A 15,958-nucleotide genomic window follows, 5' to 3' on the forward strand; every position below is an offset into this window, starting at 1 on the left:
CCTTGCGCGGGGCACTGCGTTTACAATAGGCCGGATCGAAGTTTCCGGTCGCCGGGATCGGAGCCGAAGCCACGCTGGGCGAGGCTCTGGCCGCATCTGCGGCCGGCAATCGGCTACCCACGCAACAGGATCAATGGCAAAAGCTCCCTATTCCGCGAGCGCGCAGGCATTGCCGCACCGCATGTCGCGCCTTTTCACCGAAATCCGCTGGATCCTGCAGGTGGCGCTGGGCGTGTTCCTGCTCATGGCGCTCGTCAGTTACAGCAGGCACGATCCGAGCTGGACCCATTCCGCGCAGACCGACCATATCGCCAACTGGGCGGGGCGCGTCGGCGCGCGGACCTCGGACATCATGCTGCTGCTGTTCGGGCTGTCCGCCTACTGGTGGATCGTGCTGCTGGGCCGTCATATCTCCGCCAACTACCGGCGCATCACCCGTCACGCGGACGACCGGCAAGACGGCCACGAAGGCGAGCCGCGCGGCGTGAGCTGGCTGGCGGACGCGTTTGCGTTCGCGCTGGTGCTGCTGGCGTGCAGCGGCATCGAGGCGTTGCGCATGTGGTCGCTGAAGGTGCAGTTGCCCGGCACGATGGGCGGCGTGGTCGGCGAGGCCGTCGCGCGCGGGGTGTCGCATGCGCTCGGGTTCACCGGCGGCACGCTCGCTTTGCTGATCGCGCTCGCCATTGGCTTGTCGCTGTACTTCCGGTTTTCGTGGCTGTCGGTGTCCGAGAAAGTCGGCGAGTCGATCATCTCCGCCGTGACCTTCGCGAAGTTGCGCCGCGAGGCCGGCCGCGACCGCAAGCTCGGCGAAGCGGCCGCGGTCAAGCGTGAAGGCAAGGTCGAGAAGGGCCGCGTGCGGATCGAGGAACATGAACCCGTCGTGATCGTTCCGCCGCTCGTCACGCCGGCCAAATCGGAGCGGGTCGAAAAAGAACGGCAAGTGCCGCTCTTCACCGATCTGCCCGGCGACTCCACGTTGCCGCCCATCTCGCTGCTCGACCCGGCGCCCGCCGCGCAGGAGACCATCTCCGCCGATACGCTGGAATTCACGTCGCGTCTGATCGAGAAAAAGCTCAAGGACTTCGGCGTCGACGTGAGCGTGGTCGCGGCCTATCCGGGGCCGGTCGTCACGCGCTATGAAATCGAGCCGGCCACCGGCGTGAAGGGCAGCCAGATCGTCAATCTGGCGAAGGATCTCGCGCGTTCGCTGTCGCTCGTGTCGATCCGCGTGGTCGAAACGATTCCGGGCAAAAACTTCATGGCGCTTGAACTGCCGAATCAGCGCCGCCAGACCGTGAGCCTGTCGGAGATTCTCGGCTCGGCGGTTTATGCGGACGCCGCCTCGCCGCTGACCATGGGGCTCGGCAAGGACATCGGCGGCAAGCCGGTGTGCGCCGACCTCGCAAAGATGCCGCACCTGCTGGTGGCCGGCACCACGGGTTCGGGCAAGTCCGTGGGGATCAACGCGATGATCCTGTCGCTGCTTTACAAGGCGAGCGCCGAGCAGGTCCGCATGATCCTCATCGATCCGAAGATGCTCGAAATGAGCGTCTACGAAGGCATTCCGCATCTGCTGTGTCCTGTGGTGACGGACATGCGCCAGGCCGGTCACGCGCTGAACTGGGCGGTCGCCGAGATGGAGCGGCGCTACAAGCTGATGAGCAAGCTCGGCGTACGCAATCTCGCCGGCTACAACAACAAGATCGACGAAGCGGCGAAGCGGGAAGAGAAGCTGCCCAATCCGTTCAGCCTCACGCCGGACGAACCCGAGCCGCTCACGCGCCTGCCGAACATCGTCGTGGTGATCGACGAACTGGCCGATCTGATGATGGTGGTCGGCAAGAAGGTCGAAGAACTGATCGCCCGCATCGCGCAAAAGGCGCGCGCGGCCGGCATCCATCTGATTCTCGCGACGCAGCGTCCGTCGGTGGATGTGATCACGGGCCTGATCAAGGCCAACGTGCCGACACGAATGGCCTTCCAGGTGTCGTCGAAGATCGACTCGCGCACGATTCTCGACCAGCAGGGCGCGGAATCGCTGCTCGGCATGGGCGACATGCTCTATCTGCCGCCGGGCAGCGGCTTGCCGGTGCGGGTGCACGGCGCGTTCGTCTCCGATGAAGAGGTGCATCGCGTCGTCGACAAACTCAAGGAGCAGGGCGAGCCGAACTACATCGAGGGCATACTCGAAGGCGGTGTGAGCGGCGAGGGCGGCGACGAAGGCGCGGCCTCAGCCGGCGCGACCGACGGCGAGTCGGACCCGCTGTACGACCAGGCGGTCGACGTCGTGCTGAAAAACCGCCGTGCGTCGATCTCGCTGGTGCAGCGGCATTTGCGCATCGGCTACAACCGGGCCGCGCGCTTGCTCGAACAGATGGAGAACTCGGGCGTGGTGTCGGCGATGTCGTCGAACGGCAATCGCGAGATTCTTGCGCCGGCGCGGGAAGCGGAATGAGGCGGGTGGCCTCGCGCTGAATGCGTGCCCTGGAGAGCGGTGAGCCGGAGCGCAAGCGCGGCTCTCCGGACTGATAAGGCTGGTTTGAGGGCGGCTCCCTAACCTTTCGGATAGGCCGCGCTGGCGAGTCTCCGGGGCCGCATGCCGGAAGCCCGCCACGCAAGCCCAACGGCCATCGCCCCCGCTTCACCGCCCCTCGCGGCTGTCGAACCCATTCAATCAAGGGAGAAAACCATATGCAGCGATTCGCGCAGCAGCACGCTACATGCAGCGCTCAATCCGGCCGCTTCGGCCAACTCGCGCGGACCATCATGCGCAGCGTCGCCGGCGTCGCGATCGGCGCGTCGGTGCTGGTCGCGTCGCAGGCATTCGCGAGCGGCACCGAGCAACTGAAGGCGTTCGTCGCGCAAGTCCACTCGGCGCGCGGCACCTTCGTGCAGCAGGAAGTGCGCGCGCCGAGCAAGGCGCAGGGCGCGAGCGGCGCGCTTTCCACCGGCGGCGCGAGCAGGAGTGGCACGTCGAGCGGCACGTTCACGTTCGCGCGTCCGGGCAAGTTCATCTGGCAGTACGAGAAACCGTATGCGCAGCTCTTGCAGGCGGACGGCGACAAGCTCTACGTGTACGACAAGGATCTGAACCAGGTCACGGTGCGTGCGCTCGGCGGCGCACTCGGGGCGAGCCCGGCGGCCATTCTTTTCGGCAGCAACGATCTCGACAAAAACTTCACGCTGCGTGACGCGGGCGTGAAGGCCGGCATCGACTGGCTGGAGCTGACGCCGAAGGCGAAGGACACGCAGTTTCAAAGCGTCGGCATCGGCTTCAAGGACGGTAACCTGGAAGCGATGGAACTGCACGACGTGTTCGGCAACGTGACGCTGTTGACGTTCTCGAACATTCAGAAGAACCCGCCACTGCCGGCCGATGCGTTCAAGTTCACAGTGCCGAAGGGCGCGGATGTGATCAACGGATAACGTACTGCTGGCGTTGTTTTTTTCGCAGGCAACGAGCCGCGCTTTTGGCGCGGCTTTTTGGAGCGTGCTTGTCGAAGGCGGCTGAGCAAAGCCCCTGTGAGTGCGCTAGTGGTCCACGTCGATTGTCGACACACATCGCACGTCATCCACGTGACGTATCGGGCATCGGGTCGTAGCGCGGTGAAGTAAATCGCCAATCGGGGCGTGCGATTTTCGGACCGCCACTCACAACAATAAAGCCTGCAATACGGCCGTACTGCAGGCTTTCCCTTACATCGGACTTGAGCCCCGAAGGCATCACGCGTAAGCCGTCTTGCGCGTCGACACGAACCCAAAGTAGCACGCCGCGCCGATTATCAGCGACGGCAATGTCGCGCCGAGATTCGGCAGCCATTGATTGATCACCTGATACGCGGCGATGCCGATCGCCCACGCGATGAACGCGCTCAGATGCCACCCCCCGGAGAAGCCGTAGCGGCCACGCACGTCGGCGAGCGCAGCGGCTTCGATGCGGCGCTTGCGCACAATGAAGTGATCCATCAGCACGACGCCGAACAACGGCGCGAACACCGAGCCGATCAGCAGCAGGAAGTTCTGATACTTCGCCATCGGCACGAGAAGCGCGATCAGCGTGCAAAGCGCGCCGAATGCCGCGCACAGCAACGGCACGGTGCCACGCGTCCAGAACGTGCCGGTCGACACGGCAGCCGAGTGGATATCGGCGAACGCGTTGTCGATTTCGTCGATCAGGATCAGCAGCAGTGCCAGGCCTCCGCCGGCCTGCGCGAGCGCGCCGGTCAGCAGCGCATCGCCGCCGCCGGCCGCGAGGCCATATACCGCGCCCAGCGCATAGAACCAGATGTTCGCGATGCCATAGCCGACCAGTGTGCCGCGGAACGTCTCGCCGGGGCGCCGGCCGAAGCGGGTGTAGTCGGCGATCAGCGGCAACCACGACAGCGGCATCGCCACCACCAGGTCGAGCGCGCCGCCGAACGACATCTCGCCCGTGCCCGGACGTTGCATCAGTGCCGCGAGGTTCTGCCGCGCGAGCACATTCCATGTCAGCCACGCCGCGCCCGCGAGCAGCAGCCAGATGCCCCAGCTGCGCAGAAAGCGCCGCACGAACGACAGCGGGCCGCTGATCGCCAGCAGCGTCGCGAGCAGCCCGAATATCACGGTCCAGATGAGCGGCATCGAGAGGCCGAAGGCCTGTTTGGCGAGGGCGTCGGCGGAATCGCGCATCACGATCACCTCGAACGAGCCCCAGCCGACCAACTGCACCGCGTTCAGCACCGCCGGTACCGAGGCGCCGCGCACGCCGAGCGTCGGACGCAGCGACGACATCGCCGCGAGCCCCGTGTCCGTGCCGATTACGCCGGCGAGCGCCAGCAGCACCACGCCGATCACACTGCCGATGACGATCGCCAGCAGCGCGTGCGGCAGCGACAGCCCCGGCACCAGCAGCGCGCCCGCCTGCGCGACCAGCAGGCCGATGCCGAGCGAAAACCAGAGCGCGAACGCGTCGCCGGTGCGGAACGCGCGGCGTGCGTCGGGCACGGGAATGAGCGGTGCGTAGGTGGAACCGGCGTCGCCGGCGAGTGGATCTTGTGCCATCTGTCGTGTTCCTGTCGATGTTGCTTGCCTGGCCGGTGACGGCCTTGGTGCTGGATTGCCGGCGCGGCGGCGCTGGCTGTTGCTACTGGCCTTTGCCTCGCGAGGCTGCGCCGTTGATCGTGCGGATTTTTCCGCGCGATGCGGCCCACGTCGTTCGATCGGCGAGACGCGGCCATCGCCCAGAGGCCGTCACTGTCATAATGCAAGACGTTGCCCAAACCGCGTCGGCCGTCTTCGCTCATCCGGGAGCATGCCGCCTTCATACGGACCAAGCGGACCAAGCGGCCCTTATGGCCCCCTACGGGACACTGTGCGACCGCGTCCGGTAAGCCGAGATTATCCCCAAAACGTCATGTTCGAAGAAACCCGTGCCAATGTTCCGCTCGCCGAACGCCTGCGGCCCCGCAATATCGACGAAGTGATCGGCCAGGCGCATCTGCTCGGCCCGAACAAGCCGCTGCGCGTCGCATTCGAATCGGGCGAAGCGCATTCGATGATCCTCTGGGGCCCGCCCGGCGTCGGTAAAACCACGCTCGCGCGACTGATGGCCGCTGCGTTTCACGCCGAGTTCATTGCGTTGTCGGCGGTGCTCTCGGGCGTGAAAGATATCCGCGAAGCCGTCGAGACCGCGCAGATTCATCGCGCGAACGGCCATCAGACCCTGGTGTTCGTGGACGAGGTGCATCGCTTCAACAAGAGCCAGCAAGATGCGTTCTTGCCGCACGTCGAGTCGGGGCTGTTCGTGTTCGTCGGCGCGACGACCGAAAATCCGTCGTTCGAGGTGAACAGCGCATTGCTCTCGCGTGCCGCGGTGTACGTGCTCAAAAGCCTTACCGATGACGAGCAGCGCGAACTGCTCGAGCGCGCGCAGCGGGAACTGGGCGGCCTCACGTTCACGGACGAAGCGCGCGACGCGCTGATCGGTTCGGCCGACGGCGACGGCCGCAAGCTGCTGAACAACCTCGAGATCGTCGCGCGCGCCGCCGCTCAGCAAAAGACCACCGAGATCGACGGTGCCTTGCTAGGCAGCGCGCTCGCGGAAAATCTGCGCCGCTTCGACAAGGGCGGCGACGCATTCTACGACCAGATCAGCGCGCTGCATAAATCGGTGCGCGGCAGCAGCCCGGACGGCGCGCTGTACTGGTTCTGCCGGATGCTCGACGGCGGCGCCGACCCGCGTTACCTGGCGCGCCGCATCGTGCGGATGGCGTGGGAAGACATTGGCCTCGCCGATCCGCGCGCCGCGCGCATTGCGCTCGACGCCGCCGAAACCTACGAGCGCCTGGGCACGCCCGAAGGCGAGCTGGCGCTGGCGCAGGCGATCCTCTATCTCGCGGTCGCGCCGAAGTCGAACGCCGGCTACAACGCGTATAACGAAGCGCGCCGTTTCGTCAGCAAAGACCAGTCGCGCGGCGTGCCGGTGCATCTGCGCAACGCGCCGACCAAGCTCATGAAAGAACTCGGCTACGGCCACGAGTACCGCTACGCGCACGACGAACCCGATGCCTACGCGGCCGGCGAGACCTATCTGCCGGAGAACATGCGCGATCCACACTGGTACCAGCCGACCCCGCGCGGTCTCGAAGGCAAGATCGGCGACAAGATGGCGCGTCTGGCCGAACTGGATGCGCAATGGCGCAGCGAGAACAAGCGCAAGAAGAGTTGAGCACGTGTGGCGCCGCGGGTGCGCTGAGTCGCATCCGCCTTGCGTCGCTTTCGGCGCCGTGCCGCCGATCCGGCGCGCGCGAACCATCTAACGGACCGGCCGCACGCGCCGGTGCGCTAAAATCCCCCCTTCATACAACGAACATCCGTCCCATCCCATGCTCGACATTCAGCTGCTGCGCAAAGACCTCGACGGCGTCGCAAGGCGCCTCGCCGATCGCGGCTTTACCCTCGACACGGCGGCGTTCACCGCGCTCGAAGCGGAACGCCGCGATACCCAGACCCGTACCGAAGAAATGCAGGCCCGCCGCAACAGCCTGTCCAAGCAGATCGGCGCGATGAAAGGGCGGGGCGAGGACACCTCGGCGGTCATGGCCGAAGTTGGCGGCATCGGCGACGATATGAAGGCGTCGGCGGCCCGGCTCGACGATATCCAGAAGCGTCTGTCGGACCTGCTGCTCGGCGTGCCGAACCTCGCGCACGAAAGCGTGCCGGTCGGCGACGACGAAGCCGGCAATGTGGAAGTGCGCCGCTGGGGCACGCCGCGTCGGTTCAGCTTCGAAGTGAAGGATCACGTCGATGTCGGCGCGCCGCTCGGGCTCGACTTCGAAACCGGCGCCAAGCTCTCGGGCGCGCGTTTCACGCTGCTGCGCGGACAGATTGCGCGGCTGCATCGCGCGCTCGCGCAGTTCATGATCGACACGCATACGCAGCAGCACGGCTATACCGAGGTCTATACGCCCTACATCGTCAATCCGGAAATTCTGTACGGAACCGGCCAACTGCCGAAATTCGCCGACGACATGTTCCGCGTCGAGAAGGGCGGTGACGAAAACACGGTGACGCAGTATCTGATCTCTACGTCGGAGATTTCGCTGACGAACACGGTGCGCGACAGCATCGTCGAGGCCGAGGCGCTGCCCATCAAGCTGACCGCGCATTCGCCCTGCTTTCGCTCGGAAGCGGGCTCGTATGGCCGCGACACGCGTGGGCTGATCCGCCAGCACCAGTTCGACAAGGTCGAGATGGTGCAGATCGTCGCGCCCGAAACGTCGTATGACGCGCTGGAACAGATGGTCGGCCACGCCGAGGCGATCTTGCAGAAGCTGGAGTTGCCGTATCGCGTGATCACGTTGTGTACGGGCGACATGGGTTTCTCGGCTGCGAAGACCTATGACCTGGAAGTGTGGGTGCCGGCGCAGAACACCTATCGCGAGATTTCGAGCTGTTCGAACACGGAGTCGTTCCAGGCCCGCCGCATGCACGCGCGTTATCGCAATGCGCAGGGCAAGCCGGAGCTGGTGCACACGCTCAACGGTTCGGGGCTGGCGGTGGGCCGCACGCTTGTGGCCGTGCTGGAGAATTTCCAGAACGCGGACGGTTCGGTGACGGTGCCCGCGGCGTTGCGGCCTTACCTGGGCGGCGTGGAGCGGCTGGAAGTCAATGCGCGCTAAGCGCTCACCGATAGTTCGTCGGGTCAGTGCAGTGGGGCGCCGCCGTGGTTGGTAGGCCTCTTCCGGATTTTTCGATGAGGGGCTTGGAAATCGGATTTAGCTGTTCTATAATCTTTCTCTCCCAAGCAACGACCCGCTTGGTTCTGACAGTGTGGCTTCATCGCTACGAGTCGGAAAACCCGGAAAGGTGGCAGAGTGGTCGAATGCGCTGGACTCGAAATCCAGTGTACCTTTAGGGGTACCGTGAGTTCGAATCTCACCCTTTCCGCCAAGACATCAAGACTACAGGCCCTTCGGGGCCTGTTTTCGTTTCTACCCACCAAAGAACCCGCCATTGCTCGAAGTGCTGAATGCCAGAGGGCAACGATGGCGGCGCAAGCTTGTATAGGAGCCCTCACTTTTACTATTGCCAGGCCATAGTCGGGAGTGTGAAGGCTGTTGTTTGTTGAACGCCGGTTCTCTCGCGCGCACGCGCGATAGTTGTAGGGATTGCCGATCGCGATATTTGTGGGACCCGCCCACCTTGGAAAGCGCAAGCTTGCGCGGTGTGCCGTATGTCCTCGTGATGCGTGGCCACGTGGATCGGGGCCGACGAGGATGGCGTGCGGAGATCGATGCACTCTATCGCGAACTAGCCCAGCGTCAGGAAACACTGGCTGCCTAGTCGAGATCGCTCGAGGGTTCCGCGATCGCCTGCATATGCAAGACGGGCGATGTGCCGACCGAAAGAAGCGCGAAGAGGGGGTTCATGCGCCTTGCTGCATCACATGGAGAAGGAATTTCTCCGGGTTGTGATGGACACTCGCCCGGACGGCGGGCGAGTGTGTGGGCAGATCAGGACTTCGCGATGAAGTCGAGCAGCCCTCTCATGCGTACCGGCCCGCTGCCGGCAAAACGCGGTTTCCAGCTAGATCCCTTCTTGTCGCGCACGTAAGACTGCTCATCCGAATCGAGGATGCCGTAAATGACCTCCGCGACGATGCGTCCGCCGACCCAGCCGAGCTGCGTCAGCGCGCCGGGGCCGTTGAGCAGGTCGTTCTCCGAGAAAACGCGGCTCTCGCCGCCTCCCACCGAATCGAGGATGGGTGCCTGAGCTTCGGCCAGAACATAGAACCAGAGCGGCGTATCCTTTTGCAAATCCGGATCGATCGGTGTCCATTGGAAGGCCTGCGACTCGGGGTCAGTATCGTTCTCTGGGCGTAGCTCCGTTTCCACTCTGACGACGAGCCTGTCAGCGGGAAGCGGCCCCGGGCCCTTTCCCGCCGCCTGAAGCTTCTCGGCCACGGCCTGACCGCCTACGAGACCATATGCGTTGCCGCGCAAAAGATTGAGCAGCGCAAGCGGCGGACGATCCGGATTCGGCAGCCTGTTATCGACCTGTTTCTTCGCTTCGTCCGTTGCGGCTGAGCCAGCCACGCTGGGTGGCAGCACAGAAAGCGGATCAACCAGCGTCGGGTCGAGCTTATAGGCGAATTGCAGCCGCACGCGCGGATCCGGCGTATCGTCGGCGGCTTTCCTGCCGGTGCCCCCAATGTCCGTGCCCGGACCGTTATCAGGAAAGAACCGGCCCCAGTCATCGATGATGTGATGTTGAGGAAGCGGGTCGAAGCCGAGCAGGCTGTCGGTGCTTTGATCGGTTTGTTCGCTGCTGGGAAAGATTGAAAGACGTGTCTGTGAATTAAGGCGGTATCCCGTGCGCACGCCCGAATGCCCATATCGATAAGCGGCGGCGACGAACTCTCGCGGCAGGTTGGCCCTGAGACCATCCTTGTCCGGATAAAGCACGTAGCTATCTTTCCGTTTCTCGAAGCTCAGGCCTTGCAGGTCTTTCAGCACCTCCTGCCGGATGATGCGTGGCAAAAAATCCTCGGCAACGATGCGCTGATAGGTCCAGCGCACCTCCGCGCGTGCGGATTCGAACAGCTTGCCTGGCACGACCCAGGTTTCCTTCTTCTCGCCATTGAGCAACTCGACGATCTTGTTGTGATACTTGATCATGGCAAGCTGAATCTGGCAGACGATCGAGTTCTCGTCGTTGCGCTTGTCGCCGATGATGGCGCGCCCATTCGGAGCACGCAGCAAGTCCCACGTGGCCGTGACGCTGGAGACGAGGCCGTTCGGGTTTGCCTGAAGCTGGGGCTGGCCCGTGCCGCCGTAAAGCAGCGTGGCGCCGTCAGCAGCATACATGAACGGTTGGGCTGCGGGGCCGTCGCCGTAGACGCAATCGAGATCGAGACGCGGCGTCCGCAGATTGGTAGGCACGCGACTCTTGTCCTCCAACGTGACATCCGGATCGAGCGACGAGGTGCTGTCGAATGTCAGATCGTGATCGACGAACTGACCGAAGTAGGTATAACCCGCCGGAACCCAGAGATTCTCTTCAGGATCGGGGCCGTCCTTTACAGTGTCGACCGCGCCTTGCATCAGCTTCGACAAGGCCAGCAACTTGTCCCTCGGATAAGTCTCGGCTCTCAATTCGAAGAGATTCGTGAAAGGGATCTGCTTCTGCTGGGTGATAAATCCATGTCCAGTGTCGTTCATTTCGATTCCTAAATAAATGGATAAAATTATTTTGAAAAAGGGGAAATTTGAGTGGGCGTCCGGGTACGCGGGTGCCCGTGTGATCGAACGAGCGCAGGACTGGGAGCGTTCGGCGATAGAAATCTGCTCAGCGGGGGTTGGTTAATATGATCCTGTGCGCAACTGGGCAGTCGCCGCTTCGCAATCGAAATATAGGTTTCGTCGAGGTCCAATTCAAGCGCGTTTCACGCCGTAATCCGCCAGTGCGCCGTCATTTGCGGACCGTTATACCATCACGATCCCTGTTTCGCGAAGTTTGCACACCGAATTAAATTGGTTCTTTAAACATAATGTATCAGCGTGAAAAGGCTAAATTAAGGAGGCACTTGTTTCTTCGCGGCAATAGTCTATGAATCACATATCACGCAGATATCACAAGGAGCGGACATGGGCGCAGCCGTGACGACTCGTTCCATCGATAGTTCGCGTTCTGGGGCTTTCCTTGCCGAGACCGCGCTCACACCGGATGCGGTGCGCACGCGCGGCGTCCGACAGATGCTCACCCTGCGCACACCCGATGATCCCCGGATCGAAGCGCAGCCGCTATATATGTCTGGCCTGAACATCCACGGCAAGACGCGCGACGTCATCTTCCAGGCCACGATGGGCAACCACATCTACGCGTGGGATGCAGACAACGGCGAGCAACTATGGGACACGTTCCTGGGCCATCCGGTCAAGGGCACCATGGATATCGATGCGCACCTCGTCAACGTGCAATGGGGCATTCTCTCCACGCCCGTGATCGATGCGCCCAAGGGCCTTCTGTTCGCCTGCTATTGGACGAGCGCGGACGGCGACTGGCGCAAAGGTGTGCACAAGGTCGTGGCGCTGGACATCACCACCGGTCAGCGGGTGCATGAAGATATCAATCTTGAGAACGTCGAGGTGAACCCTGGCGGCGGCTTGCGCAAGTTGTCGTTCAAGTCCATGGAGCGCAAGCAGCGCTCGGGCCTCGCGCTATCTCAGGGCGTCGTGTTCATTGCATTTGGAACCATCGCGGAGACAGGCGGCGACGCGCGCGGCTGGCTCATCGCCGTCGACGTGGAGCGCTGGGGCATTTCGGCGGCATGGTGTTCGACCCAGCGCGGCACCGGCGGCGGTATCTGGATGAGCGGCTCCGCGCCCGCCGTGCAGAGCGACGGGTCGATCTGGGTCGTGACGGGCAACGGAGATTTCGACGGCATTCACGACTTCGCCGAAAGCGTGGTGCGCTTGCGGCATGTGCGCGCCTCGCAGGACGGTAAGGACAAGTTCGAAGTGACGGGCTGGTGGACGCCGTACACGGACGACGGTCGAACAGGCGGTAATCCCGGCGGGGAGGCAGTCGCGGCGGTGTTGCCGAAGCGCAGGCCATCGAACTTTCGCATCGGGCCCCACCTCGCCAAACTCGGCATGGCGGATATGGCCGAAGTATGGTCGGATCAGGACCTCGGCGCATCAGGCGTGATCCTGATCGAAGAGCGGGGCGTCGCGCTCGTGTCGGGCAAGGACGGCATTCTCTACACCATCCATCTCGATCGGCCGGGCAACACTAAGCATGCGGACCTCGAGCCAGACGGCGTCAAGGGCAACTTCGCCAAGCTGGCCGCGCCGCCCATCCTCTACACTTATTTCGATCCGGGCATCGATCCCGCACCGCCGAATCCCGCCGCGCTCAACCGGTTCTCGGCGAACCGCACGCATCATCTGCACGGCACCCCCGTGGCGTGGAAATCGGCGGAACACGGCTGGATGCATTTCTGCGGTGGCGAGAACGGCAACGTGCGCGCATGGAGCATGCGTGACGATCATGCATCGACCTATCTCGCGAGCAGCGAGGCGTTCGCCTCGCCGAACAGTCCGGTGCCGTCGGGCGGCATGCCGGGGTGGAGCCTCGCGCTGTCCGCCGATGCGCACAACGGCGGCGTCATCTGGGCAATGATGCCCTACGATGACGCAAACATGCGCGTCACCAACGGCCGCCTGTTCGCCTACGACGCGCAGGACTTCGGCCGCTTCGGCGACGGCAGCGGCGAGATCGTGCCACTGTGGGACTCGCAGCAATGGAACTGGAATTTCCTTCATCCAAAGTTCAATCGACCGATTGCGGTGGACGGTCGGGTGATCGTGCCGACATACGGCGGTGAGGTGCTGGTGCTGACGCTGGCGTGAAGGCAAACTCATGACGCGATGGAGTCCGTGATGATCACACTCATCGATCAACTCTCGCTCGGATTCGACAGCGCGCTGTGCTGTCTCGCGCTTGGAACCGCTGTGCCCGCGCGCGGCACCCATCTCGTTCTCGCCATGCTGTTCGGCCTGTCCGATCTCGCGGCCTCCTTGCTTGCCTGCCTGCCGGTATCGCACTTCGTTCCGATGCCGCCCGCCGCGCTGTATCTTGCTTTCGCGATGCTGCTCGGCATCGGTGCGCGTTCGTATCCGCGCCTTGCATGGGTGGCGCCCTTCCTATTAAGTCTCGATAATCTCTACGCGACGAGCAGCGTACCCGACGCCTTCGCCGATGGCGCAATCAGTTCGCTGTTCGCACTGGCCGCTCTGCGCGCGGGCGCGTGGCTGAGCCAGCGGGAAACATTAAATTGGATGCACGCGCAACGTCGTGCGCGAAAGAAAACTCGATGTCATCCACAAGTAACAGACTGCAGTTCTCCCGATCCCGAGGCTGCGCGCATTCTTCTGCGACAAACCGAGGCCCGGACTACCACACGCATCTCCATGCGCTGATGACCGCCGAGTACGACGATGTGTCCGGTCGCGACGACGCCTGGCGATTAGGGAGGTTGATCGCAGCGACGGGAAGGCCCTGGTCATTCTGACAAGTGGCGCACACCAAAACGATCTGCGGACATGTTTCGTCACGCAGCGCACCACGTTGCACCTCGTGAAGGCGCTGCCCGACACTCCTGCGAGGCATTCATGAAGTTCGTACAGGCACTGGTTCACTTCTTCAAGAGCGATGTCGCAGCCGTCCTCAAGGGCGAGTTCGTGCCTTGCCTGGCATTGGCCAGATCGTTCTGCCAGCCGATTTGTTGGAGCAGATTCGCTTGGACGTCATTTAGACACCGCATTGCCGATAGTATCGAATGCTTATCCACGAATTAAGACATCAAGTAAGGCGGACACCCTTTCCGCCAGAATTTATCGAGAAACCCCGTGAGTCGAAGAACGTCCCTGTCTTCACCGCGCGAGCCCTCGCGTCCTGGTACGGGCTCTCGGCTGACTTGCCCTCGTCGTGGAAATCCGCGGGTAATAGACCTACCGATACGATCCGGCCACACACCAGAACAACCGGTCGCTGGGCGCGAAAAAATCTTCGCAATAACGTGATCTACCGCGCGGTGCTACGCGCACGTATTCCCTGATCATCGAGGTGTTGAGTCACCGGTGGTGCCGGCAAGAGAGGGGCCGCCGGACCCGAGCCAAAAAGTCGGACTTGAAGCTGGCGGAATGTCATCATGACGATGAGGGGGTCATCATGCTGCAGTGGATAGCAAGCTGGACAGTGCGTAGCGTGCCTACTCCAGAGAAGCGGGCCGAGAAGGCATTGCGAGAATTGCGTCTGGAACTGTTCCAGGCTGAACAACGAATCCTCGATGCGCAGATGCACGCAGATTACTACCGGGCCCGCCTGGCCTTTTGCGAGTCAGTACTAAAAAGCGGGATCGAGCAAGTGAGCGACCAGCGCAAAGCGCCGCAGACAGGCACGGCGGCCCTGTGGACAGGTCACAAGCTGACCGCGGCGCAATAGCCGCAACGGCTGCGGTGAGGGAGCGCGGGCCCGCTTACTCGCGGTTCTGACCGAAGCTCTGGTCGACATCCGGCCGAATACACAGTAGCCCGATAATCGCGGTGCAACACGCATCGGTGCCGGCTTTGACAAGTTGGCCGGCTGATGTCGTTGCGCGGTCCTGCGTATCTTCACGGCCGACCTGGTCTGATGCCGACCGTGCCAGGAGAAATCTATGAGTCCCGCACTCTGCGCGCCGGCGTCTACCGCGTCAGTCGCGGCGGCTGGTTTGCGCGAGTCCTTGAACGCTCGCAGTTGAACCGACACGGTTCATTCTTTTCGGTCGATCTCCCGTTTGTCACCTCAACATTCCCCCGCAATTGCCGTTAACAGGTCACCGAGAGGTCACCAAGGATTCACTTCACCAGTTGCGGTTGGCGTTTTTTGCCAACTCGTTGCTATCGATATGAGAGGTTGGCAAACATATGAAACTGTCTTTTGCGGAGAAGCTCGCCATGGCCGCATTCGTCACGTTTGGGGCCATGCAGAGTGGCGATGCGCAGACTGTGCCGGACAGCGGGACAAGCGCCGCCGCGCTCGCCCAGCCGGGCGGGGCGACGGCAACGCCGGCCACGACGCAAGAACAGCCGGCTCAGGTGGGCGTGCTCACAGCCGACGAAGCGACGCAATCGGCCGCAGGCAACGTCGCCGAGTTGCAACGGTTGCTCCGCGGTTCGGACCTGACTGAACTGCGCAGAACGCGCAACGGCAGCTACGTCGCAAGCCTCGTGTTCAACGCCGGGGAAACGAGCTATTACGTCGCGCTGTCGCAGCAGCAGAACTTCTGGCGCGTCATCAAGACGCAGGACGAAACGCGCGCAGAACTGATCTACAGAGACTTCGTGCGGCAGACCGCGCAGTTGTCGGAAGTGGAAATCCGTCGGGCCCGGCTCGACGCGCAACGGGCGTCCGTGGAACGGAGGATTGCGCTATCCCAGGATCGCGCGAACCGCCTGCAGGCGGACCTCGACGTCGCGCATCAGCAGCAGAAGATTGTCAACAGCCAGCAGCAGCAAACGCGTGCCGAAGCCGCCGCGCTGACGCAACAGAAAGCCGTCGCGCAGAGCCAGTTGCGGGCAGCGCAGCGGCAAGTCCGCCAACTTCAGAGTCAGCTGGAAAGCGGCCTGAGGGGCGTTCACTGATTTTTAGTGGTGTCTGCTGGAAGCCAACCCGTCCGGTTCGCCGGCCGGCCCCCATTGCGGGCACCCTGCCGGAACCTGATCGTGACTCGCGATCGAGCCGCCTGAGTCCGGACTGATTGGCTGGGGAACACGGGTCTTTTCCGTAGCGAAAACATTGAAGCCCGACGCCGTCATACAGGTGCATTAACCCATATGCGGCGGCAGATCGAGCATGGAAAAGCAAACGTTTGCTCACTTACCGTGGATGCTGTGGCCCGCGACGCTTGGAACCCTTGGCACGGTATAGGTAG

At 62.9% G+C, this 15,958-nt stretch carries 10 protein-coding genes and 1 tRNA gene; 9 read left to right on the top strand and 2 right to left on the bottom strand.

Annotated elements, in window-relative coordinates; genetic code table 11:
- Nucleotides 1-133: 133 nt before the first annotated feature.
- Both ABQJ48_RS15470 and lolA read left to right on the top strand, forming a co-directional pair.
- Nucleotides 134-2,455 carry a DNA translocase FtsK gene (locus ABQJ48_RS15470; RefSeq protein WP_367838878.1) on the top strand — a complete coding sequence of 774 codons (2,322 nt, stop codon included), beginning with the start codon at nt 134-136 and terminating at the stop codon, nt 2,453-2,455.
- 236 nt (nt 2,456-2,691) lie between these two features.
- The gene (gene lolA, locus ABQJ48_RS15475; protein ID WP_367838879.1) at nt 2,692-3,426 is read left to right on the top strand and encodes an outer membrane lipoprotein chaperone LolA; all 735 of its coding nucleotides are present in this window, start codon (nt 2,692-2,694) and stop codon (nt 3,424-3,426) included.
- A gap of 297 nt (nt 3,427-3,723) precedes the next feature.
- Here the strand turns inward: lolA and cytX are convergent, their stop codons facing one another.
- Nucleotides 3,724-5,040 carry a putative hydroxymethylpyrimidine transporter CytX gene (gene cytX, locus ABQJ48_RS15480; RefSeq protein ID WP_367838880.1) on the bottom strand — a complete coding sequence of 439 codons (1,317 nt, stop codon included), beginning with the start codon at nt 5,038-5,040 and terminating at the stop codon, nt 3,724-3,726.
- A gap of 352 nt (nt 5,041-5,392) precedes the next feature.
- On the opposite strand from cytX, the gene ABQJ48_RS15485 reads away from it, so the two are divergent.
- The 3 genes from ABQJ48_RS15485 (at nt 5,393) to ABQJ48_RS15495 (ending at nt 8,430) form a co-directional block, all read left to right on the top strand.
- Nucleotides 5,393-6,706, top strand: coding sequence for a replication-associated recombination protein A (locus tag ABQJ48_RS15485; RefSeq protein ID WP_367838881.1), 1,314 nt, complete (start codon nt 5,393-5,395; stop codon nt 6,704-6,706).
- A gap of 157 nt (nt 6,707-6,863) precedes the next feature.
- A complete protein-coding gene (gene serS, locus ABQJ48_RS15490) occupies nt 6,864-8,159 on the top strand; it encodes a serine--tRNA ligase (protein ID WP_367838882.1) in 1,296 nt (431 codons plus the stop codon).
- Between the two features lie 181 nt (nt 8,160-8,340).
- Nucleotides 8,341-8,430: transfer RNA gene (locus tag ABQJ48_RS15495), tRNA-Ser, on the top strand.
- 563 nt (nt 8,431-8,993) lie between these two features.
- Here the strand turns inward: ABQJ48_RS15495 and ABQJ48_RS15500 are convergent.
- Nucleotides 8,994-10,595 (bottom strand): peroxidase family protein, encoded by a 1,602-nt coding sequence (locus ABQJ48_RS15500; protein ID WP_367838884.1) that lies wholly within the window; start codon nt 10,593-10,595, stop codon nt 8,994-8,996.
- A 531-nt stretch (nt 10,596-11,126) separates the two neighbouring features.
- Between ABQJ48_RS15500 and ABQJ48_RS15505 the strand changes: the two genes are divergently transcribed.
- The 4 genes from ABQJ48_RS15505 to ABQJ48_RS15520 all read left to right on the top strand — a co-directional run bounded on the left by ABQJ48_RS15505 (nt 11,127) and on the right by ABQJ48_RS15520 (nt 15,668).
- Nucleotides 11,127-12,893 (top strand): outer membrane protein assembly factor BamB family protein, encoded by a 1,767-nt coding sequence (locus ABQJ48_RS15505; protein ID WP_367838885.1) that lies wholly within the window; start codon nt 11,127-11,129, stop codon nt 12,891-12,893.
- Between the two features lie 135 nt (nt 12,894-13,028).
- The gene (locus tag ABQJ48_RS15510) at nt 13,029-13,463 is read left to right on the top strand and encodes a hypothetical protein (protein WP_367838887.1); all 435 of its coding nucleotides are present in this window, start codon (nt 13,029-13,031) and stop codon (nt 13,461-13,463) included.
- Nucleotides 13,464-14,172: 709 nt separating this feature from the next.
- Nucleotides 14,173-14,487, top strand: a complete 315-nt coding sequence (locus tag ABQJ48_RS15515; protein WP_367838888.1) for a hypothetical protein — start codon at nt 14,173-14,175, stop codon at nt 14,485-14,487.
- 464 nt (nt 14,488-14,951) lie between these two features.
- Entirely contained in the window at nt 14,952-15,668 is a 717-nt protein-coding gene (locus ABQJ48_RS15520; RefSeq protein WP_367838889.1) for a DUF2968 domain-containing protein, read from the top strand.
- Nucleotides 15,669-15,958: the final 290 nt, after the last annotated feature.

The sequence above is a fragment of the Paraburkholderia suaedae genome (assembly GCF_040812055.1).
Taxonomy (GTDB): Bacteria; Pseudomonadota; Gammaproteobacteria; order Burkholderiales; family Burkholderiaceae; genus Paraburkholderia.

What these genes read in the sequence shown, in the direction of transcription:
- ABQJ48_RS15485 (WP_367838881.1), top strand. Translation starts at nt 5,393, where the DNA reads ATGTTCGAAGAAACCCGTGCCAATGTTCCGCTCGCCGAACGCCTGCGG.
- lolA (WP_367838879.1), top strand. Translation starts at nt 2,692, where the DNA reads ATGCAGCGATTCGCGCAGCAGCACGCTACATGCAGCGCTCAATCCGGC.
- ABQJ48_RS15520 (WP_367838889.1), top strand. Translation starts at nt 14,952, where the DNA reads ATGAAACTGTCTTTTGCGGAGAAGCTCGCCATGGCCGCATTCGTCACG.
- ABQJ48_RS15510 (WP_367838887.1), top strand. Translation starts at nt 13,029, where the DNA reads ATGCTGTTCGGCCTGTCCGATCTCGCGGCCTCCTTGCTTGCCTGCCTG.
- ABQJ48_RS15505 (WP_367838885.1), top strand. Translation starts at nt 11,127, where the DNA reads ATGGGCGCAGCCGTGACGACTCGTTCCATCGATAGTTCGCGTTCTGGG.
- serS (WP_367838882.1), top strand. Translation starts at nt 6,864, where the DNA reads ATGCTCGACATTCAGCTGCTGCGCAAAGACCTCGACGGCGTCGCAAGG.
- cytX (WP_367838880.1), bottom strand. Translation starts at nt 5,040, where the DNA reads ATGGCACAAGATCCACTCGCCGGCGACGCCGGTTCCACCTACGCACCG.
- ABQJ48_RS15470 (WP_367838878.1), top strand. Translation starts at nt 134, where the DNA reads ATGGCAAAAGCTCCCTATTCCGCGAGCGCGCAGGCATTGCCGCACCGC.